This window comes from Nocardioides luteus (genome assembly GCF_014648595.1).
GTDB classification, from domain to species: domain Bacteria; phylum Actinomycetota; class Actinomycetes; order Propionibacteriales; family Nocardioidaceae; genus Nocardioides; species Nocardioides luteus.
Map to the genome: position 1 here is coordinate 1 of NZ_BMRK01000025.1, position 21,887 is coordinate 21,887.

A 21,887-nucleotide genomic window follows, 5' to 3' on the forward strand; every position below is an offset into this window, starting at 1 on the left:
ACGAAGAAAGAGTCGTTGGCCTATGTCCGCTCGGAGGGTGGTCTCGACAAGCTCGACCACCGGGGTGTCGGTGTGTCCGCGAGGGGGTCTCGACAAGCTCGACCTCCGGTGTCCGGGGCTCAGGGCGGTCGTCCGAGGCACGGACTGTGTTGGTCTCGACACGCCTCCGCCCAGGGGCTCCGGCGGCTCGACCAGCGGGGGCGAGGGGTTCCCCGCCCGAGCTCGGCGCCGGCTCTCGAAATCACATGAGCCCGCGCCACACCCCTCGCCGCCGCCCCGATATTGGCGGAGATCTTTTCTCGATCGGGTGCCGGGTCAAGGACCGCGAAGCGGCCGGCGAAGCCGGCGCCCGAAGGGTGTCCTTGACGCGGCGCGTGATCGAGAAACACTGAGGGATCGGGCCGGCGGCGAACCTGGGAACGAAAACACAGTCGCTGACCGATGTCCGCTCGGAGGGTGGTCTCGACAGGCTCGACCACCGGTGGGCTGGTGTGTCCGCGAAGGTGGGTCTCGACAAGCTCGACGTCCGGTATCCAGGGCTCGGAGCGATCGTCCGAGGCACTGACCGTGTTGGTCTCGACACGCCTCCGCCCAGGGGCTCCGGCGGCTCGACCAGCGGGGGCGAGCGGTCGCTGCCCCAATCAACGTCGGCTCTTTCGAAGCCTCATGAGTCCGCGCCACACCCCTCGCCGCTGCCCCGATATTGGCGGCGGCGAACCTTGGAACGAAACACAGTCGCTTGGCGATGTCCGCTCGAAGGGTGGTCTCGACAAGCTCGACCACCGGTGGCTCAGGTCTCGACAAGCTCGGCCACGGGACAGCCACGACGCGAGATCGAGCCCGGACACCGCTGAGCGGTACCTAGGATCACAATGATGATCCCGCCCGAAAGCCTCGCCGAGAGCCACACGAAGGCGGAGCTCTAGTGGCGGGGGTCTTCACCGGCTTCGCCACGATCAGCGTCCTCATCGCGCTCGGCGCGCTGCTCGCGCAGCTGCGGATCCTCGACGAGCGGGGGCAGCGGACGCTCTCGACGATCGCCTTCTACGTCGCCAGCCCGGCGCTGCTGATCACGGTCATGGACGACAGCGACCTCGGTTTCGTCCTCTCCGGCAACCTGATCGCGGTCGCTGCCGGCGTGCTCGTCTCCGCGACGCTGGTGGCCACCGTCGCGACGCTGCGCCGCCGGGGTTTGGGCAACACCGTGGTCGCGGTGCTGTGCGGCGCCTATGCCAACGCCGGCAACCTCGGCCTCCCGATCGCGGCGTACGTCCTGGGCGACCCGGTCCTGGTCGCCCCGACGCTGCTCCTGCAGATGCTGGTGCTCCAGCCTGTCGCGCTGGTCCTGCTCGACGCCGACGCGAGCACCACGAGGCTCTCGGTGCTCGAGGTGGTGCGACGGCCGCTGACCAACCCGATCACCGTCGCCTCGTTGATCGGGGTGACGCTCTCGGTGAGCGACTTCGACCTCCCCGAGCCCGTCTCGGCGCCGCTCGAGCTGGTCGCCGGGATGGCGGTGCCGTCGATGCTGATCGCCTACGGCGTCGCGCTGCGCCTCGGCCCCCTGCCCGGGCGCGGCGTGCCGGCAGTCGACCTGGCCTCGGTCGTGGCGACCAAGCAGGTGGTGCAGCCGGTGGCCGCGTACCTGGTCGGGAGGTTCCTGCTCGGTCTCGACGCCGAGGCGCTGCTGGCGGTGACCGTGCTCTCCGCGCTGCCGACCGCGCAGAACGTGTTCGTGGTCGCCCAGCGCTACGACCGTGCCACCCTGCTCGCCCGCGACGTCATCTTCGTGAGCACGCTGGCCACGGTGCCGGCGATCCTGCTCGTAGTCCTGCTGCTGACCTGAGCCGCGACGAAAGTCCCTTGCAGGCGCATCCTCTCCCGCGTACCCTCGCGATATATCGGGACACTACGCCGACAGTCGAAGAGGACAACAGGAGACGACATGAGCAACCTCGACAACCTGCGGGTGAGCGAGGCCGAGAGGGAGGAGGCGTCGGCGAGGCTCGCCGAGCACTACTCGACCGGCCGACTCTCCGACGACGACTACTACGAGCGCCTGGACGCGATCTGGTCCGCCCGGGTTCGGGGCGACCTGGAGATGCTCTTCACCGATCTACCGAGAAGCGCGCCCCAGCCGCCGCAGCTCGTCCACAACCCGCACCGGCGTCGCCCGCGAGCGTTCCCGCTGGTCGCCTGCTTCCTGCTGGTCGCGATCGGGCTGGTCGTGATGGGCGTGCCGTGGTGGATCTTCGCCGCGATCGCGCTCGGCGCGCTCGCCTTCCGCAACAGCCGACACCGGCATCACCACGGCCACCACCACAGCCACCTGCGTCATTCCGCGCACTGAATCGCAGATTCGATGGCCTCCCACCGGGCTCACCACTAGGTTGTGCCGCGGTCGCCGAGCGACCGCCCCACACAACCGACCCCGCCGGTAAAATTGCCGCCAAGATTGTTTACAATCTGTCGTGGCATGGATCACACTGGCGACCTGCCCGCGCCGAGCGGGCGGAACAGCCCCTGAGGAGTCCCCGAATGAACCGCTCCCCTGCCCGCACCGCGCGCCGCGGTCTGGCAACCGCACTCGTGCTCGCCTTGCCGCTCGCGCTCAGCGCCTGCGGTGGCGGTGACACCGACGAAGGTGCCGACGGCACCACCTCGATCACGGTCGGCGTGATCCCGATCGTCGACGTCGCCCCCATCTATCTCGGGGTGGAGAAGGGGTTCTTCAAGGAGGAGGGCCTCGACGTCGAGCTCGAGCTCGCCCAGGGTGGCGCAGCGATCGTCCCCGCTGTCGCCAGCGGCCAGTACCAGTTCGGCTTCTCCAACACGACCTCGCTGCTCCTCGCCCAGACCCAGGACGTACCGGTCAAGGTCGTCACCGCCGGCGTCAACGCCACCGAGGACCCGTCGGCCGACATGTCCGGCGTGCTCGTGAAGGCCGGCAGCGACATCAAGTCGCCCAAGGACCTCGAGGGCAAGAAGGTCGCGGTCAACACCCTGAAGAACATCAACACGACCACCACCAACGAGCTCGTCCGCCAGGACGGCGGCGACCCGACCAAGATCGAGTACGTCGAGCTCGCCTTCCCCGAGATCGGCCCCGCCGTCGAGAAGGGCGACGTCGACGCCGGCCAGGTCGTCGAGCCGTTCCTGACCATCGGCACGCAGGCCGGGATGACCGACCTCGGCTCCAACTTCGTCGCCGCCGACCCGGGCCTGGCGGTCGCGGAGTACTTCACCTCGACGAGCTTCGCCGAGTCCGACGCCGACACCGTCGAGGCGTTCACCACCGCGATGAACGAGTCGCTGGACTACGCCCAGGCGCACCCGGACGAGGTCAAGAAGATCCTGCCGACCTACACCGACATCGACGAATCAGTCGTCGCCGAGCTCAACATGCCGCAGTGGACCTCCGAGATCGACGCCGAGTCGATCGAGAAGCTGGCCGATCTCGCCGACCAGGACAAGCTGTTCGCCAAGGACCCGGACGTGGACGCCCTCCTTCCATGACCGTCGCCACCGTGCCCGTGGCCGGCACCCGCACCGAGCGGGTCGCCGGCCGTGGCCGGGACGCCACCCTCGGCGTCCTCGGCCTGCTCGTCGTGGTCGGCCTGGTCGAGGCGCTGCCGCGCCTCGGGATCGTCAACGACCGCTACCTCCCGCCGGCGAGCGCGATGTTCACCGAGCTCGCCGGCCAGCTCGGCGAGGCCGCGTTCTGGACCGCCCTCGGCGACACCCTGCGCGGCTGGGCGCTCGGCCTGGCCGTCGCGATGGCCGCCGGCATCGTGCTCGGCGTCCTCATCGGCTCGGTCGGCATCCTGCGTGATCTGACCGCGTCCACGATCGAGTTCCTGCGCCCGATCCCCTCGGTCGCCCTGATCCCGCTCGTGGTGCTCCTCTACGGCAGCCGGCCGACCTCGGCCCTGGTCCTGGTCGTGTACGCCGCGTTCTGGCAGATCCTCGTCCAGGTGCTCTACGGGGTCGCCGACGTCGATCCGGTCGTACGCGACACCGCGCGCTCCTACCGCTTCTCCCGCCTGGCGATCATCCGCACGGTCGTCTGGCCCACTGCACTCCCCTACGTGATGACCGGCTTCCGACTGGCGGCGTCGGTGGCGCTGATCCTGGAGATCACCGCCGAGCTGATCATCGGTGTCCCCGGCCTCGGCAAGTCCATCGGCGTCGCGCAGTCCTCCGGCGCGGTCGAGAAGACCTACGCCCTGGTCATCGTCGTCGGCATCATCGGCGTCGCCGTCAACCTCCTCGCCCGCGCCCTCGAGCGGCGCACCCTCCGCTGGCACGTCTCGGTCCGCAGGGAGGCCCGATGAGACTCCTCACGACCCTGGCGTACGCCCTCGCGCTACCGATCGTGCTGGTCGTGGTCTGGTGGTTCGCCTCGGCCGGGTCCGAGAGCGTCTTCTGGCCGCCGCTGTCCAAGATCGTCGGCGTCTTCGGCGAGACCTGGAACGCCGACCGGTGGACCGGCGACGTGCTCCCCAGCCTCGCCCGTCTTGCGGTCGGCTATCTCGTGGCGCTGGTCCTCGGCGTACTCCTCGGGGTGCTCATCGGCCTCCACCGTCCCGTCCGCGCCTTCTGCGAGCCGACGCTGGAGTTCTTCCGGGCGGTGCCGCCGCCGGTGCTGGTGCCGGTGATCGCGCTGTTCCTCGGCTACACCGGCGACACCTCCAAGGTCGTCACGATCGCGGTGGGCTGCGTGTGGCCGATCCTGCTCAACACCGTCGAGGGCGTACGCGGCCTCGACGAGGTCATGCTCGACACCGCCCGCTGCTACCGGCTGAGCGCGTGGACCCGGCTGCGCCAGGTCGTCCTGCGCGGCGCCTCGCCGCAGATCGCCGCCGGAGCCCGCCAGGCGCTCTCGATCGGCGTCATCCTGATGGTGATCAGCGAGCTCTTCGGCGCCAACCGCGGCCTGGGCGCCTCGATCGTGCAGTTCCAGCGCAGCTTCGCGATCCCGCAGATGTGGACCGGGATCATTCTTCTCGGGATCCTCGGCTTCCTGCTCTCGGTCCTGTTCCGTCTCGTCGAGCACTATGCGCTCGCCTGGTACCGCGGCCTGCGCCAGGCCGACCGCGGCGCCTGAACCAAGGAGAAACTCGTGCCCACTGCCCTCGACGTACGCGGCCTGAAGAAGACCTACACCACCGGCGGCACCTCGCTGGAGGCCATCGAGCAGCTCGACTTCTCGATCGGCAAGGGTGAGCTGGTCTGCATCGTCGGCCCCTCCGGCGCCGGCAAGACCACCTTGCTGCGCTGCATCAGCGGCCTGCTCGACGCCACCGCCGGCGTGGTCGAGCTCGACGGCACCGCCGTCACCGAGCCGCCCGCCGGGATGGCGGTGGTCTTCCAGGAGTACGGCCGCTCGCTCTTCCCCTGGCTGACCGTCCGGCAGAACGTCGAGCTGCCGCTGAAGGAGAAGAAGGTGCCGCGAGCACGCCGCACCGAGCTGGTCGACGAGGCGCTCGACGCGGTCGGTCTCTCCGACTCCGCCGCCTCCCACCCCTGGCAGCTCTCCGGCGGCATGCAGCAGCGGGTCGCGATCGCCCGTGCGATCGCCTACGAGCCCTCGGTGCTGCTGATGGACGAGCCGTTCGCCGCCGTCGACGCGCAGACCCGGGCCGACCTCGAGGACCTGGTCCGCGAGCTGTGGAAGCGGCTCGGCGTGACCGTCCTGTTCGTCACCCACGACATCGACGAGGCGGTCTACCTCGGCGAGCGGGTGCTCGTCCTCTCCAACCGGCCGACCGTCATCCTGGAGGACGTGGCCATCGACCTCCCCGACGAACGCGACCAGCTCACCACCCGCTCGGCGCCGCGCTTCGCGGAGCTGCGTGCCCACGTCTACGAGCTGATCCAGAAGGCGAAGAAGGGAGAGCGCCCGGCATGACGGTGATCGCGGTCCTCGGGCTCGGTGAGGCCGGATCGGCGTTCGTCGCCGACCTGCTCACGGCCGGAGTCACGGTGCGCGCCTACGACCCGGCGGTCGGTGCTCCGCCCGGCACCGTCGCGTGTGCCTCGGAGGCCGAGGCGGTCGCGGAGGCCGACCTCGTCCTCAGCGTCAACTCGGCCGACGACTCGGTCGAAGCCGCCCGCAACGCGCTCTCCCGGTTCCCGGCGACCGCCGTCTGGGCCGATGTGAACTCCTCCTCCCCCGAGCGCAAGCGCGAGGTCGCGGCCGCGCTCGACGGCCGTGGCCGCTTCGCCGACGTGGCACTGATGTCGACCGTCCCCGGCCAGGGCATCCGGGTGCCGATGGCGGCTGCCGGCCCGGGTGCCGCCGAGGCAGCGCGCCTGCTGGGAGCGGCCGGGGCGAGCGTCGAGCTGATCGAGGGCGAGGTCGGCGACGCCGCGGCCCGCAAGCTGCTCCGCTCGGTCTTCTACAAGGGCCTCGCCGCAGCCGTCCTGGAGAGCCTGGCCGCCGCCCGCGCCGCCGGTCTGGAGGAGGAGACCCGCGCCGAGATCAGACGCGAGCTCGACCGCGCCTCGGCCGCCACCCTGGACCGGCTGGTCGAGGGCAGCCACCGCCATGCCGTACGCCGCTCGCACGAGATGGCGGCCGCGGCCGAGATGCTCACCGACCTGGGTGTGCCACCGCGGGTGGCCGAGGCGAGCCGGGACTGGCTGACCGACCTCGCCGACCTCGCCGAGCAGGACTAGCGGGACGCAGCGACCTCGCGCACGGCCTCCCGAACACTGGCGAGGTGGTCCCGCACGGCCTTGTCGGCGGCAGCGGGGTCGCGCTGGGCGAGCGCGTCGATGATCGCGAGATGCTGCGGCAGCGAGACCTGGGAGCGGCCGGGCCGGTAGGCGAGCCGGTACTGGTGACGTACGCTCCGGCCCTGCAGGCGGGCGAGCGTCTCGGCTGCCACCTTCTGGCCGGAGATCGCCACGTAGCGCTCGTCGAGCCGGGTGTTGAGCCTCGAGTAGGTGCCGACGTCGCCGGAGGACACCGCGGCCGACATCGCCTCGCCGAGCTCGCGCAGCTCGGCGATCTCCGCGTCGGTGATCCGCTCGGCCGCCTTCGCCGCGCACAACGCCTCCACGGCCGCGCGCACCTCGATGATCTCGAGGGCCTCCTCGACGCTGACCACGCGCACCCGGGCGCCGCGGTTGGCGATCCGCTCGACGAGACCCTCGTGGGTCAGGTCGATCAGCGCGCCACGCACGGCACCGCGGCTGGCGCCCAGCGCCTCGGAGAGCTCGGCCTCGACCAGCCGCTGGCCGGCGACGAGCTCGCCCTCGAGGATGTCGCGACGGATCGCCTCAGCAACGTCGTTCTGGGTCACCTGGGTCGGCGAGACCGGCACGTGTCGTCCTCCTTGGTCGGGTCACCAGGAGCGTACCAAAATTGTTGACAATCTTGTGAGACGATCAGCCCTCGGCAGGCCGGAAGATCCACACCGCCGAGTCGGTGGGCAGATCGCCGACGACCGGGTCGCCGCTGTAGATCACGATCTCGCCCTCGGGCAGCGGCGTCGGCTCCATACCGCAGTTGAGCACCACGATGAGGTCGCCACCGGCCCCGCCACGCCGGAACGAGACGACACCCTCGGGCGCGTCCAGGATCTCGACGTCCTCCTCGGCACCGAGCGCGTAGGTGCGGCGCGCGGCGAGCGCCGCACGGTAGAACTCCAGCGTGGAGTCCTTGACACCGGTCTGGGCCGCGACCGTGAGGTCCACCCACTCGGCCGGCTGCGGGAGCCACGGCTGCACCGGCAGCTCCTGGTCGGGGACCTCGCTGAACCCGAAGGGCGGCTCGAAGCCGTTCCACGGCAGCGGCACCCGGCAGCCGTCGCGACCACCCTCGCCGGTCTCCGACCACGGGTCCTCCTGGTACTCCGGCGGCAGGTAGACCTGCGGCAGGCCGAGCTCCTCACCCTGGTAGAGGTAGGCCGAGCCGGGCAGCGCCAGCATCGTCAGCGTGGCTGCCCGTGCCCGGTGCAGCGCCTGCGACCCGTCGCCGTAGCGGGAGCGGTGGCGTACGACGTCGTGGTTGGAGAGCACCCAGGTCGGCGCCGCGCGCGACGGACCGAGCGCCTTCAGCGTCGACTCGATGACCTCGGTGAACGCCTCGGCCGACCACGGCGCCTGCAGCCAGGAGAAGTTGAAGGCCTGGTTGAACTCGTCGGCGCGTACGTAGCGGCGCAGCTCCGCCGGGCCAGGGGTCCAGGCCTCGGCCACCATCATCCGGTCGCCGTCGAAGGAGTCGATCAGCTTGCGCCAGGCGCGGTAGATCTCGTGGACGCCCGGGTTGTCCCACATCGGCGCGTCGGTGACGCCGCGCTGGTACATCACCGCGGCATCGGAGGTCAGCGCGAGCCCCTCGGGGACGACCTGGTCGCGCAGCTCCTTGAAGAGCCCGTGCGCGATGTCGACCCGGAAGCCGTCGACGCCGTGGTCGAGCCAGAAGGTGAGGATCTCGGTGAACTCGGCGACGACCTCGGGGTTGTGCCAGTTGAGGTCGGGCTGGTCGTCGTCGAAGAGGTGCAGGTACCACTGGCCGTCGTCGATGCGCGTCCATGCCGGACCACCGAAGACCGAGCGCCAGTTGGTCGGCGGCTCCTCGCCCGCCTCGCCGCGGCCGTCCCGGAAGATGTAGCGCTCGCGCGCCGGCGACCCCGGCTCGGAGGCCAGCGCCTCGACGAACCACGGGTGCTCGGAGGAGGTGTGGTTGGGCACCAGGTCGACGATCACCTTGAGGCCGAGCTCGTGAGCGCGGGCGATCATCCGCTCGGCGTCCTCGAGGTTGCCGAACAGCGGGTCGACGTCACGGTAGTCGGCGACGTCGTAGCCGTGGTCGTTCTGCGGCGAGGTGTAGAACGGGCAGATCCAGATGGCGTCGACACCGAGCGCGGCGAGGTAGTCCAGGCGGTCGGTGATCCCCGGCAGGTCGCCGACGCCGTCGCCGTTCGAGTCGGCGAACGAGCGCGGATAGATCTGATACGCGACTGCTTCGCGCCACCACGGCTGGTCCACAAATGCCTCTGCTCTCGTCGGTTGACCACCAGTACCCCGAACTTGACGACGGGACCCACGGCGTTGTCAAAACGGACGGACGGAACGAGGTCAGAAACGCCGAAAACCTGGGGATACCCGAAGTCGGCTCGTGACATGTAGGCTTACCAGCGTTGAAGGAGGCGCTCCACGCGCTTCGCGGTTGCTCTCGGTGACCGTTCGTGCAGCACTTGGTCTTCCGCAGAAGCAGAAATCAGGACTCGTGGATTCAACGCCCAAAGGGCGGCACGGAGTCGCCCTGTTACACAAGGATTAGATTCATGACTCAGGGAACCGTGAAGTGGTTCAACGGCGACAAGGGCTTCGGCTTCATCGCCCAGGACAACGGGGGCGACGACGTCTTCGTGCACTTCTCCGCGATCCAGACCCAGGGCTACAAGACCCTGGACGAGAACCAGCGCGTCGAGTTCGACGTCACCCAGGGCCCCAAGGGCCCGCAGGCCGAGAACGTCCGTCCGGTCTGACTCTGGCTTTCAATGCGGCCCCGCTCCTGCTTCGGCAGGGCGGGGCCGTCCCCCATTTCCCGCCGTCGTCTCAGGCGGTCTCGGGAAGCTTGGTCACGTCGACCCACCCGCGGGCGCCGCTGATGGTCTCCAGGTCACCGAGGGTGAGCGCGATGGTCGTGTTCGCACCACCGGCCGCGGGGTAGACCGTGTCGAAGCGCTTCAGGGAGGCGTCCAGCCAGACCTGCGCCGAGTCGGGGTTGCCGAACGGGCAGACCCCGCCGATCGCGTGACCGCTCATCGGCTCCACGTCCCCGGGCGCGAGCAACCGCGCCTTGGTGCCGAAGCGGGCCTTGAACTTCGGGTTGGCGATCTTGGCGTCACCGGACGCGACGACGAGGATCGCGGCGGTGCGGTCCTCGGTGTAGAGACTGATCGTCTTGGCGATCTCCCCGGGTGAGACGCCCAGGGCGGCTGCGGCCAGCTCGACGGTCGCCTTCGACTCCTCCGTCTCGATGATGTCCCCGCCGCGGCCGAAGCGGTCCAGGTGGGTGCGGGCGAGCTCGATCGACATGCTCGCCACCTTAACGGCGGGCGCCGCCGCCGAAGGAGTCGGCGACGGCGCGACCGGTGAACACGCGATACTCCATCGGGGGCGGCGAACCGAACGGCACCTCCGGCAGGGCGCCGCAGACGACGATCAGATTCCCGGAGCGCCGCCCCTTCAGCGTCGAGGGCTCCACGCCGACCGCGATGTCCCCGAGGTCACGGCTCACGGCGACGAAGTCGCGCACCTGCGGGAACGGCGGCCGGTCGACGAGGTTGGCGACGAAGACGCCCGAGGGAGTCAGCACGCGGCGTACGTCCTCGACGAAGGCGCCGGAGGTGAGCTCGTCGGGGACGCGGCCGCCGGCGAAGGCGTCGAGGATCACCATGTCGGCATAGCCGTCGCGGATGCCCGCGATGCCGCTCCTGCCGTCGACGGGGCGCACCTTGATACCGCTGCGTGGCGGGAGCGGGGCCTCGCTGCGTACCTGCTCGATGATCTCGACGGACGGCTCGAGCACGATCTGGGCCGAGCGAGGCCGGGTCGCGTGGACATAGCGCGGCAGGGTCATCGCGGCGCCACCGACATGCAACACCCGCAGTGGTCCCGGGGGCAGCCTGTCGATAACATCGCCCACACGCCTCATGTAGTCGAAGACGAGGTGCGTCGGGTCATCGAGGTCGACGGCGGACTGCTGCATGTCGTCGAGCTCGAGAACGTAAACATCGGGGGGCATAGCGCGCTCACCCTACCCCTGCATGGAATTAGGGGACCTGTTCCTCTATTGTGACCTGCACTACAGCGGAACCATAGCCCGTCATGGGTACGACCAGGATACCCTGGGGGGCATTTGCGTATGTTCCAGTACTACCTCGTCGATCCCCCACCAACCTCCGACGAGGAGCGAGAGGAAGACAAATCGCGTGACCACCATTGAAGAAGTCACCATCGGGGCGTTCAGCCAGCCCCTGGTCGGGATGTCCTTCATCATCTCCGTCCTCGGCTCCTGGGTCGGCCTGACGTGTGCCAACCGTGCTCGCCGTCTCGGCTCCGGCAGCTCGTCCTGGCTCTGGCTCTTCGGCGCCGCCACCTCCATCGGCGGCGGTGCGATCTGGTCGATGCACTTCATCGGCATGCTCGCCTTCGACAGCCACGTGGCGTACGCCCTCGACGTCGGCACCACCCTGATCTCGCTCGCGGTGGCGATCGTCGCGGCGATGGTCGGCATGCTGATCGCCACGGCCATGCGCGGCAACGCGGGCTACATCGTCGGTGGCCTGGTGACCGGTGCCGGCGTGGGCGCGATGCACTACACGGGCATGTACGCGATGCAGATGAGCGCCAAGATGGTGTGGAAGCCGACCGTGGTGGTCATCTCGATCATCATCGCGCTGGCCGCCTCTGCGCTCGCGCTCTTCTTCGCGTTCAACATCACCACGCGGCTGATGCGCGTGGGGGCCTCGATCATCATGGGCATCGGCGTGTGCGTCATGCACTACACCGGCATGCTCGCCCTCGAGATCCACAGCTCCGCCGAGGACAAGCTCGGCCATGTCAGCGGCGCCGACCCGGTCTACCTGGCGATGCCGATCTTCGCGATCTCCGCAGGCATGCTGATCGTGATCGGGTTCGCCACCATGTTCGCGGGCATCAACGACGACCTCGACGACCCGTGGACCCCCAGCCAGCGCGCGGCCGCGGACTCCGGTGCCCAGGAGCAGATGATGCCCCCGCGCCGCGGCATGCAGGGCCTGGGCCAGCTCGGCGGTGGCCGCCGGGACATCGGCCACCCGCCCATCACCGGCCAGCAGCCCGCCATCGGCGGCCAGCAGGGACCTCTGCAGCCGCTCCCGACGCGCCAGCCGGCCGCCTCCGGCAGCCCGCAGGCGGGTCAGCCCGGCGAGGGCATCGGTGGCATGTTCGCCCAGCGCCCCCAGCGGCCGACCCAGCTGCGCCCGCAGAACGGCCGCTGGACGCCGCGCCCCTACGCCCAGCAGGCCCCCAACGGCGCCCCGGAGCAGCGTCAGGACTTCTTCAACCCGCAGGGTGGGCAGCGCGACGAGGCCGGCCCCGAACAGCCCCAGCAGCCGGGCCAGCCGCCGCGGTCGCCGCGCAACCCCGGCTGGCTGCCGCCGCGCAACAACAACCTGTAGGCATCAACCTGTAGGCAGTGCCGCTGGTCGAGCCCGCGGCTCGACCAGCGGTGTCACTCCCAGAAGACCCGCTCGACGACGCCGTGGGCGAGCCGGGTCATCCGCAGGTAGTCGTTGACCAGCTCGTCGGTCGCACCCGCGGGATAGCCGAGGATCGTCGCCACCGCATGCAGCTCGACCGGCCCCGCCGGGAGCGAGTCGGCCGGGCGGCCGCGGGCGAGGGTCACCGCGTTGCGGACCCGGCTGACCATCCGCCAGGCATCGATGAGCGTCTCGGCGTCGTCCGCGTCGATCAGGGACGCCTCGCGGGCGGCCTCCAGCGCCTCGACGGTGCGCGGCGTACGCAGCCCGGGGACGTCGTGCGCGTGGCGCATCTGCAGCAGCTGGGCGGTCCACTCGATGTCGGCGAGCCCGCCGCGGCCGAGCTTGAGGTGGGTGTTGGGGTCGGCGCCGCGGGGCAGACGCTCGTGGTCGACGCGGCCCTTGATGCGGCGCACCTCGATGACGTCGTCCTCGCTGAGCCCGCCCTCGGGATAGCGCAGCGGGTCGATCATCTCGGTGAACGCCTTGCGCACCTCCGGGTCTCCGACGACCGCGTCGGCGCGCAGCAGGGCTTGCGACTCCCAGATGCCCGACCACTTCGCGTAGTAGGAGGCGTACGCGGGCAGGGTCCGCACCAGAGCGCCCTGGCGCCCCTCCGGGCGCAGGTCGGCGTCGAGCTCGAGCGCCGGGTCGGCGCCCGGCAGGGCGAGGAGCCGGCGCAGCTCGGAGATGACCTTGGACGCGAACTGGGTGGCCTCGTCCGAGTCGGCGCCCTCGACGGGCTGGTGGACGAAGAGCACATCGGCGTCGGAGGCGTAGGAGAGCTCGAATCCGCCGTAGCGGCCCATCGCGATGATGGCGATGCGGGTCGGGGCCTCCTCGATGCCGCGGCTGGAGATCTCCTCGGCGATGACCGTGCGCAGCGACGCCTCGAGGGTGGCGTCGGTCAGGCGGGACAGCGCGGCGCCGATCGTGTCGATGTCGGCCTCCCCCAGGAGCTCCGCGGCCGAGATGCGGAAGAGCTCGCGCCGCCGGATCGCGCGGATGTGGCGGATGGCCTCTTCCACGGTGGTCGTGGTGCGCCGACGCGCGGCGCGGGCGACCATCTCGTCGGTCAGCGCCTTGGCCGACAGCGGGGTCAGGTCCTGCCCCAGCAGACGCAGCGCCTCCGGCTCCCGCTCGAGCAGCGCGGTGGTGTAGCGCGAGGTGGACAGGATGTTGGCGAAGTGCTCGGCGACCGAGCCCTCGTCCCGCAGGGAGCGCAGATACCAGGGCGTGGCGCCCAGGGCGTCGGAGATCCGCCGGAACCCGAAGAGACCGGCGTCGGGGTCGGCGCCGTCGGAGAACCACTGGAGCATCACCGGCAGCAGCGCACGCTGCAGCGCGGCCCGTCGCGAGACGCCGGTGGTGAGCGCCTCCAGGTGACGCAGCGCGGCCTTCGGATCGGCGTACCCGAGCGCGGTCAGGCGCTCCTCGGCGGCCTTCGTGGAGAGGTGGACCTGGCCGGACGGGATCCGGGCGACGGCGTCGAGGAGCGGCCGGTAGAAGAGCTTCTCGTGGAGGCGGCGCACCTCGATCCGCTGGTGGGCCCACTCCTTCTCGAGGCGGGCCACCGGGTCGCGCAGGTAGCCGAGCGAGCGCGCCAGCCAGCGCAGCGACTCCTCGTCGTCGGGGACGACGTGGGTGCGCTGGAGCCGGTGGAGCTGGAGCCGGTGCTCCATCCGCCGCAAAAACGCGTACGCCTCGTGCATCGCCTCGCCGTCCTCGCGGCCGACGTAGCCGGAGCGGGTGAGCGCCGCCAGGGCCGAGAGCGTGGTGGGCTCGCGGATGGTGGTGTCGGCGCGGCCGTGGACCAGCTGCAGCAGCTGCACGGCGAACTCGACGTCGCGCAGCCCGCCCTTGCCGAGCTTGAGCTCGCGGTCGACCTCACGGGACGGGATGTGGGCGATCACGCGGCGCCGCATCGCCTGGGTGTCGGCGACGAAGCCGTCGCGCTCGGCGGCCTTCCACACGAACGGGTTGACCGCGTCGACGTAGGCCTTGCCGAGCTCGATGTCACCCGCCGCGGGCCGGGCCTTGAGCAGCGCCTGGAACTCCCAGGTGCTCGCCCAGCGCTCGTAGTAGCCGACGTGGCCGCTGATGGTGCGAGACAGCGCCCCGGCCTTGCCCTCCGGCCGCAGCGCGGCGTCGACCGGCCAGATGGCCCCCTCGCCGGTGTGGACGGAGCAGACCTGCATCATGTTGCTGGCCAGCTGGGTGGCGATCCGCAGGGCGACGTCGTCGCCGACACCGTCGGCGGCCTCGTGGACGAAGATAACGTCGACGTCGGAGACGTAGTTGAGCTCGTGGCCGCCGCACTTGCCCATCGCGACGACCGCCAGCCGCACCTTCTCCGCCTCCTCCCCCACCCGCGCACGCGCGACCGCGAGCGCGGCGTCGAGGGTGGCGCAGGCGAGGTCGGAGAGCTCGGCGGCGACGTCGTCCACCGGCAGATGGTGAGCGAGGTCGCGGGCCGCGAGGCGGAGCAGCCAGCGTCGGTACTCCACTCGCAGCGCGTCGACCGCGTCCCTGTCCGGGACCGTGGCGACCGGGCAGTCCTCGCCCGGGTCGGCACCGACCGCCTCCAGCAGCGAGGCCCGGAAGACGTACGCAGCGGGCCTGGTCGTGCCGAGCGTCGGGTCGACCAGCTCTCGCCAGTGACCGGGATGGCGGGTCAGGTGGTCGCTCAGCGCGGGGGACGCCCCGAGCACCGAGACCAGGCGCATCGCGGTGCCCTCGTCGCCGGCGAGCTCCTCGATGAAGCCGTCGCCCTGCGACTCGGCGAGCATCACCAGCCCGGACAGTGCGGAGTCGGGGTCGGCGGCCTGGCCGAGGATCGCCAGGAGCTCCTGGGCATCCTCGCCGAGGCCTGCCAGATCTGCCAGGGCCGTGTCCGGATCGTCGAAACCGAGTCGGAGGAGCACGCCCTTGCCTGGCAAAGTCATGCGCCCGATTCTGTCACCAGTGGGGCTGGCTCACGCGCTCCAGGGTCTGGGAGTCGGGATGCTCCCGTCGCGGCTGGCACCCGGAGCGACGGCTGCGGCGCGCTCACGCACCAGGCGCGCGAAGCCGAAGGCCAGCGGCTGCCAGGTCTTGATCAGCTCGTTCTCCGCGAAGGTGGCCGAGGCGGTCACGTCGTCGACGGTGCGGCCGATCTCCTCGAGCTCCTCGACGGAGGTCTCGGCCCAGCCCTTGACCACGGCGGCGTCGACCTCGGGGTGGAACTGGACGCCCCACACCGTCGGCGCGAACCGGGCGGCCTGGACCTGGCCGTCGATCGAGCTGGCCAGCTTGACGGCACCCTCGGGCAGCTCGCCGACGACGTCGCGGTGCCAGTGCATGGCGCGGTCGTCGCCCGCGAGCAGACGCATCAGCGGGTCGAAGAGGACCTCCGGCTCCCAGGTCACCTGGCGCACGCCCACGGCGAGCCCGAAGGGGCTGCGCTCCACGGTGCCGCCGAGGGCCACCGCGGCGAGCTGGTGGCCCAGGCAGATGCCGAGCGTCGGGATGCCGGCCTCGGCGGCCTGGACGATCCGCTCCCGGGCGGTCGGCAGCCAGGGGTGCTCCTCGTCGGAGTCGACGTCCATCGCGCCGCCCAGCACGAGCAGGCCCGAGTAGGACGTGTCGAGCGAGGAGAGCGGTGGGATCGGCTCGGCGTAGCCACGGAAGATGTCCACGCACATGCCCGCCTCAGCCAGCCAATGACCGAACAACGCCAGCGGCACCGACTCCGCGTGCTGGATGACAAGCACTCGGGGCAGACTCAACGACATCACTCCCACTCTCCCGTTAAATCCAGTGTGGCAGCACCGGATCGGAAGTGTGGAATCGGGCTGGAGTTGCCCTGACAACCACTTTTGCGACGTCAGATGACCGGAAGCATCCGCGCCCGCTCGAAGTCGGTCACCTGCTCACGGTAGGCAGCCCACTCCGCACGCTTGTTGCGCAGGAAGAAGTCGAAGACGTGCTCGCCGAGGGTCTCGGCGAGCAGCTCGGAGTCCTCGGCCATCCCGATCGCCTCGTCGAGGTTCTCCGGGAGCGGCTCGATGCCCAGGCTCTTGCGCTCGCGCTCGGTCAGCGCCCACACGTCGTCCTCGGCCTCGCGCGGCAGGTCGTAGCCCTCCTCGATCCCCTTCATGCCGGCTGCAAGGATCACGGCGAAGGCGAGGTAGGGGTTGCAGGCGGCGTCGAGGGTCCTGACCTCGATGCGGGTCGACTGGCCCTTGAGGGGCTTGTACATCGGCACCCGCACGAGCGCGGAGCGGTTGTTGTGGCCCCAGGCGACGTGGGCCGGGGCCTCTCCCCCGCCGATCAGCCGCTTGTAGGAGTTGACCCACTGGTTGGTCACCGCGGTGATCTCGCCGGCGTGGCGCAGGACGCCGCCTATGAAGCTGCGGCCGGTCTTGGAGAGCTGGTATTCGGCACCCGGCTCGTAGAAGGCGTTGGCGTCGCCCTCGAAGAGGCTCACGTGGGTGTGCATGCCGGAGCCGGGGTGCTCGGTGAACGGCTTGGGCATGAAGCTGGCCCAGATGCCCTGGCTCAGCGCCACCTCACGGATGACCGTACGGAACGTCATGATGTTGTCGGCGGTGCTGAGCGCGTCGGCGTAGCGCAGGTCGATCTCGTTCTGGCCGGGACCACCCTCGTGGTGGCTGTATTCCACCGAGATGCCCATCGCCTCGAGCATCGTGATCGCCTCACGCCGGAAGTCGGCGCCCATCGACTGCGCGGTGTGGTCGAAGTAGCCGCTGGAGTCGACCGGGACCGGCTCGCTGCCGTCGACCGGCTTGTCCTTGAAGAGGTAGAACTCGATCTCGGGGTGAGTGTAGAAGGTGAAGCCCTTCTCCGCGGCGTTGGACAGCGTGCGCTTGAGCACGTAGCGCGGGTCGGCGTAGGACGGCGAGCCGTCGGGCATCACGATGTCGCAGAACATCCGGCCCGTGGAGGGGCCGTCGCTGCGCCACGGCAGGATCTGGAAGGTGCTCGGATCCGGGAGCGCCAGCATGTCGGCCTCGGTGACCCGAGCGAACCCCTCGATCGCGCTGCCGTCGAACCCGATGCCCTCGGCGAAGGCGCTCTCGAGCTCGGCCGGCGCCACCGCGACCGACTTCAGATAGCCGAGCACATCGGTGAACCACAGCCGCACGAATCGTACGTCTCGCTCTTCGAGTGCCCGGAGCACGAAGTCCTGTTGCTTGCCCATGCGTGAACACTAACGGGCCGACGTTACGGCCGTGTTCTCCGCGCCGGGATCAGCGGCCGGGACCCCTGAAGATCGAGATCACCAGCGCGACCCCGAGGCCCGCCAGGGCGGCTCCGAGGACCGACCAGGCGGTGCTCGTGCCGCCTCCGCCGAGGTAGCCCATGCCGGTCAGCGCCAGCGCTCCGCCGGCCACGAGGAGCACGGCGGCCACCACGAGCGCGAGTGCCTTTCCCACAGTCATGGGAGGCAACTTAGCCTCCGGCTAGGTGATCACCAGAGCGAGGGTCACCAGCGCGGTCATCCAGGAGACGAAGCTGCCGACCAGGAAGTATTCGGTGACGTCGTTGATGCTCGGCCCGTCGCCGTCGCCGCCACGGAACGACTGCAGCTCCGGCCAGCGGATCAGACCCTTGGCCGCGACCACCAGGCCCGCCGCGGCCAGGCTTCCGGTGAGGCCGAGGCCGAAGATCGTCAGCCGCTCGAGCGGGCCGAGGAGCCGGCCACCCTTGAGCTTGTTGCCCTCGAGCCCGTCCAGCGGGTTGGCGACGTCGGTCGCGTCGAGGACGAGCTGCACCACGACGTTGCCGGTCGAGACCTGCACCAGCAGGCCGCCGAAGGCGAGCAGCACCGCCTCGGGGCGCGCCGCCTCGACCCAGACCCAGGGCGCCTGCTCGGCCCAGGCGGCGACCGGGCCGGCCACCTCGCCGGCCGCCGGGGCCAGCAGGATGCCGAGGAAGACGGCACCGCCGAGCAGGGCGAGCGGGATCCCGGGGTGAGGGTTGACGGCCTCCGGGCGCGCCGGGTGGGCCAGGAAGCCCCACAGCACCACGATCCCGGCGATCACGATCACCGCGGCCAGGTCGCCACCGAACAGGGCCGAGAGCAGCCCGAAGGCGACCACGACCACGGCCCCGATCGCCTCGGGGACCCAGCGGATGGGCTTGCGCGGGTCGAGGACCGCATGGGCGAAGTCGACCGTCCCGACCCCGATCAGCAGCAGCGCGATCCAGCTCATGCCACCTCTCCCAACAGCTCGTCGGCGCGCACGATCGTGGCGATGCCGTCGCGGCGGACGCGCTGGGAGACCGCGGAGGGCGTGATGTCGAGCTCGGCGGCGATGGCCTTCTGAGACATGGCGGAGAGCATGCCAGAAAGCACCGACACCGAGGCGTGGTCCAGGCGGGCGAAGAGCTCGTCGCGGGCGATCAGCGCCGCGTTCACCGCCGCCGGGCCGGGTCCGCCGGCTTCCTCGACGGGCTGATACCACGTCCGTACGCTGCGGGAGGCCGCCTTGCTCTCGGCCTCCTCCGCCGCCTCGATCGCCGCCCGCGCCGCCCACCAGGCCGGGCCGTCCTCGACCCGGGGGTCCTCGCGCAGCACCCGGGTCTCGCCCCAGCTGATGCCGTGACGTACGCCGACGACACGGTCGAGCGCGATCCGCAGCCGGAACGCCGCCTGGATCGCCGCACCCACCGTCTCGAAGGCACCCTGGTACTCGTCGCCGACCGTGATCCGCAGCGGCGTGACCGGCTGCCAGGTGTGGTTGATCTCCTCGATGGCCTCGGTGAACGCGGCGTGGACCTGCGCACGGTCAGGCTTGGCGCGCGAGCCCACGAGGTCGCCGATCACGGTCGCTACAGCGGTCATGTGTGAAGCGTATGCCTTCATTTCTTCGAAGTTAAGCCATCTGCTTTAGATATCGGTTTCGAAAGCCTGAAACTTAACCCTCTCCCGGGCGCCGGACTCGTATGATCTTTGCCACACTCGTCCGACAGGCCCCCAACCTCTACGGAGCGACGATGCACGCACTCCCCCTCCGACCGGCACGTCTGCTGACCCTCCTCACCGTCCTGGCCCTCTCTCTGACCATGCTCGCGGTCGCCTCACCGACCCCTGCCGAGGCCGCAGACCATCCCAGTCCGTATCCCGACGACTACGACGGGTCTCAGATGTGGCTCGGCTACCGGCCCGTCGAGGACGAGCGCCTGCTGGCGGCGTACCGCCGGCTGGCGAGCTCGATCGTCGTCGAGAACGCCACCGCCGACCCGGTCCACCGGCACACCGACGACCTGACGGTCGAGCCGGGCGGGAGCGAGAAGCTGGTCACCTCGAGCCTGGAGGCCGCTCGCGACGAGCTGGCCCGTGGGCTCGGCGCCATGCTCGACACCGACGTCCCCGTCGTCGACGAGGTCTCGCCCGGCGCGGTCGTGGTCGGCACCCCGGACTCCTCAGAAGTCGTACGCAGCGAGGTCCCGTCCCGCGACCTCGACCGTCTGGGCCCCGAGGGCTACCTGATCCGGTCGGTCCGCGGACACACCGTCGTCGCCGGCAACACCGAGGTCGCGGCGCTGTACGGGACCTACGGCTTCCTCCGCCTGCTCCAGACCAGCAAGCCGATCGAGCGGCTGAACGAGGTCGAGGCGCCCAAGGTGCAGGACCGCTGGATCGACAACTGGGACGTCGAGCGGCTCTACGCCGGCAACGCCGACACCGACAAGGGCCCGAACACCGGCGGGCTCGCGGGCGAGGACGGCTCGATCTTCGACTTCGCCGCGACCGGCGAGAGCGCCGACAAGAACCTGCCAGTGATCCTGGACCGCTACATCACCGTGGCGCGGGCGCTGGCCTCGGTCGGGATCAACGGCTTCAACATCAACAACGTCAACGCCAAGAACACCTACATCACCCCGGAGTACATCGAGCAGGAGGCCGCGCTGGCCGACGCGCTGCGCCCCTACGGGATCAAGCTCGCCCTCTCGATCCGCTACGACGCACCGACCGACCAGCGGTTCGCGCCGGACACGCTCACCGCCGAGCAACTCGACCCGACCAAGGCACCGTTCCGCGACTGGTGGACCCGCCGGGCCACCATGATCAAGGAGGCGATCCCGGACTTCGCGGGGTTCACCGTGAAGGCCAACTCCGAGGGCCAGCCCGGCCCGCAGGACTTCGGCTTCGACCACGGCGACGGCGCCAACGGCATGGCGGCCGCGGTCGAACCGCTCGGGATGCAGATCAAGTGGCGTACGTTCGTCTACAACGCCGACGTCGACGAGGACCGGCTCAAGCGCGCCTACCTCGAGTTCGGGCCGATCGACGACGAGGTGCAGCCGGACGGCTCCCGCGGGCGCATCGCCGACAACGTCTTCCTGCAGACCAAGAACGGGCCGCTGGACTTCCAGGCCCGCGAGCCGGTCAACCCGATGTTCGGCCGGATGGAGAACACCAACCAGGCCATCGAGCTGCAGATCACCCAGGAGTACACCGGCCAGTCGACGATGCTCGCCTACCTCGGCCCGATGTGGCAGGAGGTGTTCAACGCCGACACCGGGGCGACCGACGAGTCGGGCAGGCTGCTGCCGAAGCGGAAGGTCGGCCACATCATCGACGGCACCGCCCAGGGCCACGAGCGCACATCGATCGTCGGCGTCGGCAACCTCGGCAACGCCGACAACCTCACCGGCCACCACTTCTCCCAGTCCAACCTGTTCGCCTTCGGCCGGATGGCGTGGGACTGGACCCTGGACTCGCGCAAGATCGCGGACGACTGGACCCGGATGACCTGGAGCGGCGACAGCAGGACCGTCCACGAGATCGTCGCGATGATGATGGGCTCGTGGGAGTCGGTGGTCAGCTATCAGACGCCCCTCGGCATCGGCCACCAGTTCAACGCCGACATCCACTACGAGCCGGGTCCGGAGGAGACGCTGGCCCGCCCGGACTGGAGCCCGACCTACTACAACCAGGCGGACGCCGTCGGGCTCGGCTACGACCGGTCAGCCAGCGGCAGCGGCTTCTCGGCGCAGTACTTCCCGAGCCTGGCCGAGCGCTTCGACGACATCGAGACCACCCCGGAGAACCTGCTGATGTGGTTCCACCACGTCCCGTGGGGCCACGAGATGAACAGCGGCCGGCCGTTCTGGGACGAGCTGGTCTACCGCTATCAGATGGGCGTCCAGTACGTCACCTGGATGCGCCGCACCTGGGACTCGCTCGAGCCGTCTCTCGATGCCCGGCGGTTCGGCGAGGTGAGGGCCAAGCTCGCCCAGCACGAGGCCGACGCCGAGATGTGGCGCGACGAGTGCGTCGCCTACTGGCAGACCTTCTCCGGCCGCGAGATGCCCACCGACGACGGCCCCACCTCCATCGCGGTGGAGATCGCCGGGAAGACCTACGACGGCTTCGACCTGTCGCAGGACGAGTACACCCTCGACGTGCCCGACGAATCCTCGCCGAGGATCACGTCGGTGACCCCGGCCGACCGCCGGGCGACCTACGAAATCGTCGAGCAGGCCGACGCGATCCCCGGTCGGGCGGTCGTCGAGGTCGAGACGAAGAGCTTCTTCGGCCCGCTGCTGAAGAGGTACGTCCTCAACCTTGAGTGAGCCGGAGGTCGAGCTTGTCGAGACCCCCACACCCCG

20 protein-coding genes are annotated in these 21,887 nt (G+C 70.1%); 10 read left to right on the forward strand and 10 right to left on the reverse strand.

Going from position 1 to position 21,887, the window contains the following annotated elements; translation table 11 throughout:
* Positions 1-925 precede the first annotated feature (925 nt).
* The 7 genes from IEY81_RS21430 (at position 926) to IEY81_RS21460 (ending at position 6,681) form a co-directional block, all read left to right on the forward strand.
* Positions 926-1,846 carry an AEC family transporter gene (locus tag IEY81_RS21430; RefSeq protein WP_189120530.1) on the forward strand — a complete coding sequence of 307 codons (921 nt, stop codon included), beginning with the start codon at positions 926-928 and terminating at the stop codon, positions 1,844-1,846.
* Positions 1,847-1,945: 99 nt separating this feature from the next.
* Positions 1,946-2,350 carry a DUF1707 SHOCT-like domain-containing protein gene (locus tag IEY81_RS21435; RefSeq protein ID WP_189120531.1) on the forward strand — a complete coding sequence of 135 codons (405 nt, stop codon included), beginning with the start codon at positions 1,946-1,948 and terminating at the stop codon, positions 2,348-2,350.
* A 188-nt stretch (positions 2,351-2,538) separates the two neighbouring features.
* Entirely contained in the window at positions 2,539-3,516 is a 978-nt protein-coding gene (locus IEY81_RS21440) for an ABC transporter substrate-binding protein (RefSeq protein ID WP_189120532.1), read from the forward strand.
* Positions 3,513-4,334 (forward strand): ABC transporter permease, encoded by an 822-nt coding sequence (locus IEY81_RS21445; RefSeq protein WP_189120533.1) that lies wholly within the window; start codon positions 3,513-3,515, stop codon positions 4,332-4,334. The genes IEY81_RS21440 and IEY81_RS21445 overlap by 4 nt, the downstream gene beginning before the upstream one ends.
* Positions 4,331-5,107, forward strand: a complete 777-nt coding sequence (locus tag IEY81_RS21450) for an ABC transporter permease (RefSeq protein ID WP_189120534.1) — start codon at positions 4,331-4,333, stop codon at positions 5,105-5,107. Before IEY81_RS21445 ends, IEY81_RS21450 begins: the two co-directional genes overlap by 4 nt.
* A 15-nt stretch (positions 5,108-5,122) precedes the next feature.
* Positions 5,123-5,911: an ABC transporter ATP-binding protein gene (locus IEY81_RS21455; RefSeq protein ID WP_189120535.1), complete on the forward strand. Its 789-nt coding sequence runs from the start codon at positions 5,123-5,125 to the stop codon at positions 5,909-5,911.
* Positions 5,908-6,681, forward strand: a complete 774-nt coding sequence (locus IEY81_RS21460) for an NAD(P)-dependent oxidoreductase (RefSeq protein WP_189120536.1) — start codon at positions 5,908-5,910, stop codon at positions 6,679-6,681. The genes IEY81_RS21455 and IEY81_RS21460 overlap by 4 nt, the downstream gene beginning before the upstream one ends.
* Here IEY81_RS21460 and IEY81_RS21465 read toward each other — a convergent pair.
* Together IEY81_RS21465 and IEY81_RS21470 are read right to left on the reverse strand one after the other, a co-directional pair.
* Complete coding sequence (locus IEY81_RS21465) at positions 6,678-7,331, reverse strand: GntR family transcriptional regulator (RefSeq protein ID WP_229788066.1); 654 nt, start codon at positions 7,329-7,331, stop codon at positions 6,678-6,680. The two genes, IEY81_RS21460 and IEY81_RS21465, sit on opposite strands and share 4 nt — an antisense overlap.
* 64 nt (positions 7,332-7,395) lie before the next feature.
* A complete protein-coding gene (locus tag IEY81_RS21470) occupies positions 7,396-9,000 on the reverse strand; it encodes a glycoside hydrolase family 13 protein (protein WP_189120537.1) in 1,605 nt (534 codons plus the stop codon).
* Between the two features lie 299 nt (positions 9,001-9,299).
* Between IEY81_RS21470 and IEY81_RS21475 the strand changes: the two genes are divergently transcribed.
* Positions 9,300-9,503, forward strand: coding sequence for a cold-shock protein (locus tag IEY81_RS21475; protein WP_008357755.1), 204 nt, complete (start codon positions 9,300-9,302; stop codon positions 9,501-9,503).
* A 70-nt stretch (positions 9,504-9,573) separates the two neighbouring features.
* On the opposite strand, the gene IEY81_RS21480 is transcribed toward IEY81_RS21475, so the two are convergent.
* Both IEY81_RS21480 and IEY81_RS21485 read right to left on the reverse strand, forming a co-directional pair.
* Complete coding sequence (locus IEY81_RS21480; RefSeq protein ID WP_189120538.1) at positions 9,574-10,056, reverse strand: YbaK/EbsC family protein; 483 nt, start codon at positions 10,054-10,056, stop codon at positions 9,574-9,576.
* Between the two features lie 10 nt (positions 10,057-10,066).
* Positions 10,067-10,765 carry a spermidine synthase gene (locus IEY81_RS21485; RefSeq protein WP_189120539.1) on the reverse strand — a complete coding sequence of 233 codons (699 nt, stop codon included), beginning with the start codon at positions 10,763-10,765 and terminating at the stop codon, positions 10,067-10,069.
* A 187-nt stretch (positions 10,766-10,952) separates the two neighbouring features.
* Between IEY81_RS21485 and IEY81_RS21490 the strand changes: the two genes are divergently transcribed.
* Entirely contained in the window at positions 10,953-12,182 is a 1,230-nt protein-coding gene (locus IEY81_RS21490; RefSeq protein WP_189120540.1) for an MHYT domain-containing protein, read from the forward strand.
* Between the two features lie 53 nt (positions 12,183-12,235).
* Here IEY81_RS21490 and IEY81_RS21495 read toward each other — a convergent pair whose 3' ends face one another.
* From IEY81_RS21495 to IEY81_RS21520, 6 genes are all read right to left on the reverse strand, one after another.
* Positions 12,236-15,208: a bifunctional [glutamine synthetase] adenylyltransferase/[glutamine synthetase]-adenylyl-L-tyrosine phosphorylase gene (locus IEY81_RS21495; protein WP_189120541.1), complete on the reverse strand. Its 2,973-nt coding sequence runs from the start codon at positions 15,206-15,208 to the stop codon at positions 12,236-12,238.
* A 30-nt stretch (positions 15,209-15,238) separates the two neighbouring features.
* A complete protein-coding gene (locus IEY81_RS21500; protein WP_189120542.1) occupies positions 15,239-16,015 on the reverse strand; it encodes a type 1 glutamine amidotransferase in 777 nt (258 codons plus the stop codon).
* Positions 16,016-16,128: 113 nt separating this feature from the next.
* Positions 16,129-17,466: a type I glutamate--ammonia ligase gene (gene glnA / locus IEY81_RS21505; RefSeq protein ID WP_189120543.1), complete on the reverse strand. Its 1,338-nt coding sequence runs from the start codon at positions 17,464-17,466 to the stop codon at positions 16,129-16,131.
* Positions 17,467-17,515: 49 nt separating this feature from the next.
* A complete protein-coding gene (locus tag IEY81_RS21510; protein ID WP_189120544.1) occupies positions 17,516-17,707 on the reverse strand; it encodes a hypothetical protein in 192 nt (63 codons plus the stop codon).
* A gap of 21 nt (positions 17,708-17,728) precedes the next feature.
* Positions 17,729-18,481: a hypothetical protein gene (locus tag IEY81_RS21515; RefSeq protein ID WP_189120545.1), complete on the reverse strand. Its 753-nt coding sequence runs from the start codon at positions 18,479-18,481 to the stop codon at positions 17,729-17,731.
* On the reverse strand, positions 18,478-19,113 hold the full coding sequence (locus tag IEY81_RS21520; RefSeq protein ID WP_189120546.1) for a SatD family protein: 636 nt from the start codon (positions 19,111-19,113) through the stop codon (positions 18,478-18,480). The genes IEY81_RS21515 and IEY81_RS21520 overlap by 4 nt, the downstream gene beginning before the upstream one ends.
* A 152-nt stretch (positions 19,114-19,265) precedes the next feature.
* Between IEY81_RS21520 and IEY81_RS21525 the strand changes: the two genes are divergently transcribed.
* Positions 19,266-21,851 carry an alpha-glucuronidase family glycosyl hydrolase gene (locus IEY81_RS21525; RefSeq protein WP_189120547.1) on the forward strand — a complete coding sequence of 862 codons (2,586 nt, stop codon included), beginning with the start codon at positions 19,266-19,268 and terminating at the stop codon, positions 21,849-21,851.
* Positions 21,852-21,887 lie beyond the last annotated feature (36 nt).

Coding starts and splice junctions, on each gene's coding strand:
- IEY81_RS21440 (WP_189120532.1), top strand. CDS start 2,539: ATGAACCGCTCCCCTGCCCGCACCGCGCGCCGCGGTCTGGCAACCGCA.
- IEY81_RS21480 (WP_189120538.1), bottom strand. CDS start 10,056: ATGTCGATCGAGCTCGCCCGCACCCACCTGGACCGCTTCGGCCGCGGC.
- IEY81_RS21445 (WP_189120533.1), top strand. CDS start 3,513: ATGACCGTCGCCACCGTGCCCGTGGCCGGCACCCGCACCGAGCGGGTC.
- IEY81_RS21485 (WP_189120539.1), bottom strand. CDS start 10,765: ATGCCCCCCGATGTTTACGTTCTCGAGCTCGACGACATGCAGCAGTCC.
- IEY81_RS21515 (WP_189120545.1), bottom strand. CDS start 18,481: ATGAGCTGGATCGCGCTGCTGCTGATCGGGGTCGGGACGGTCGACTTC.
- IEY81_RS21525 (WP_189120547.1), top strand. CDS start 19,266: ATGCACGCACTCCCCCTCCGACCGGCACGTCTGCTGACCCTCCTCACC.
- glnA (WP_189120543.1), bottom strand. CDS start 17,466: ATGGGCAAGCAACAGGACTTCGTGCTCCGGGCACTCGAAGAGCGAGAC.
- IEY81_RS21450 (WP_189120534.1), top strand. CDS start 4,331: ATGAGACTCCTCACGACCCTGGCGTACGCCCTCGCGCTACCGATCGTG.
- IEY81_RS21435 (WP_189120531.1), top strand. CDS start 1,946: ATGAGCAACCTCGACAACCTGCGGGTGAGCGAGGCCGAGAGGGAGGAG.
- IEY81_RS21475 (WP_008357755.1), top strand. CDS start 9,300: ATGACTCAGGGAACCGTGAAGTGGTTCAACGGCGACAAGGGCTTCGGC.
- IEY81_RS21460 (WP_189120536.1), top strand. CDS start 5,908: ATGACGGTGATCGCGGTCCTCGGGCTCGGTGAGGCCGGATCGGCGTTC.
- IEY81_RS21510 (WP_189120544.1), bottom strand. CDS start 17,707: ATGACTGTGGGAAAGGCACTCGCGCTCGTGGTGGCCGCCGTGCTCCTC.
- IEY81_RS21495 (WP_189120541.1), bottom strand. CDS start 15,208: ATGACTTTGCCAGGCAAGGGCGTGCTCCTCCGACTCGGTTTCGACGAT.
- IEY81_RS21520 (WP_189120546.1), bottom strand. CDS start 19,113: ATGACCGCTGTAGCGACCGTGATCGGCGACCTCGTGGGCTCGCGCGCC.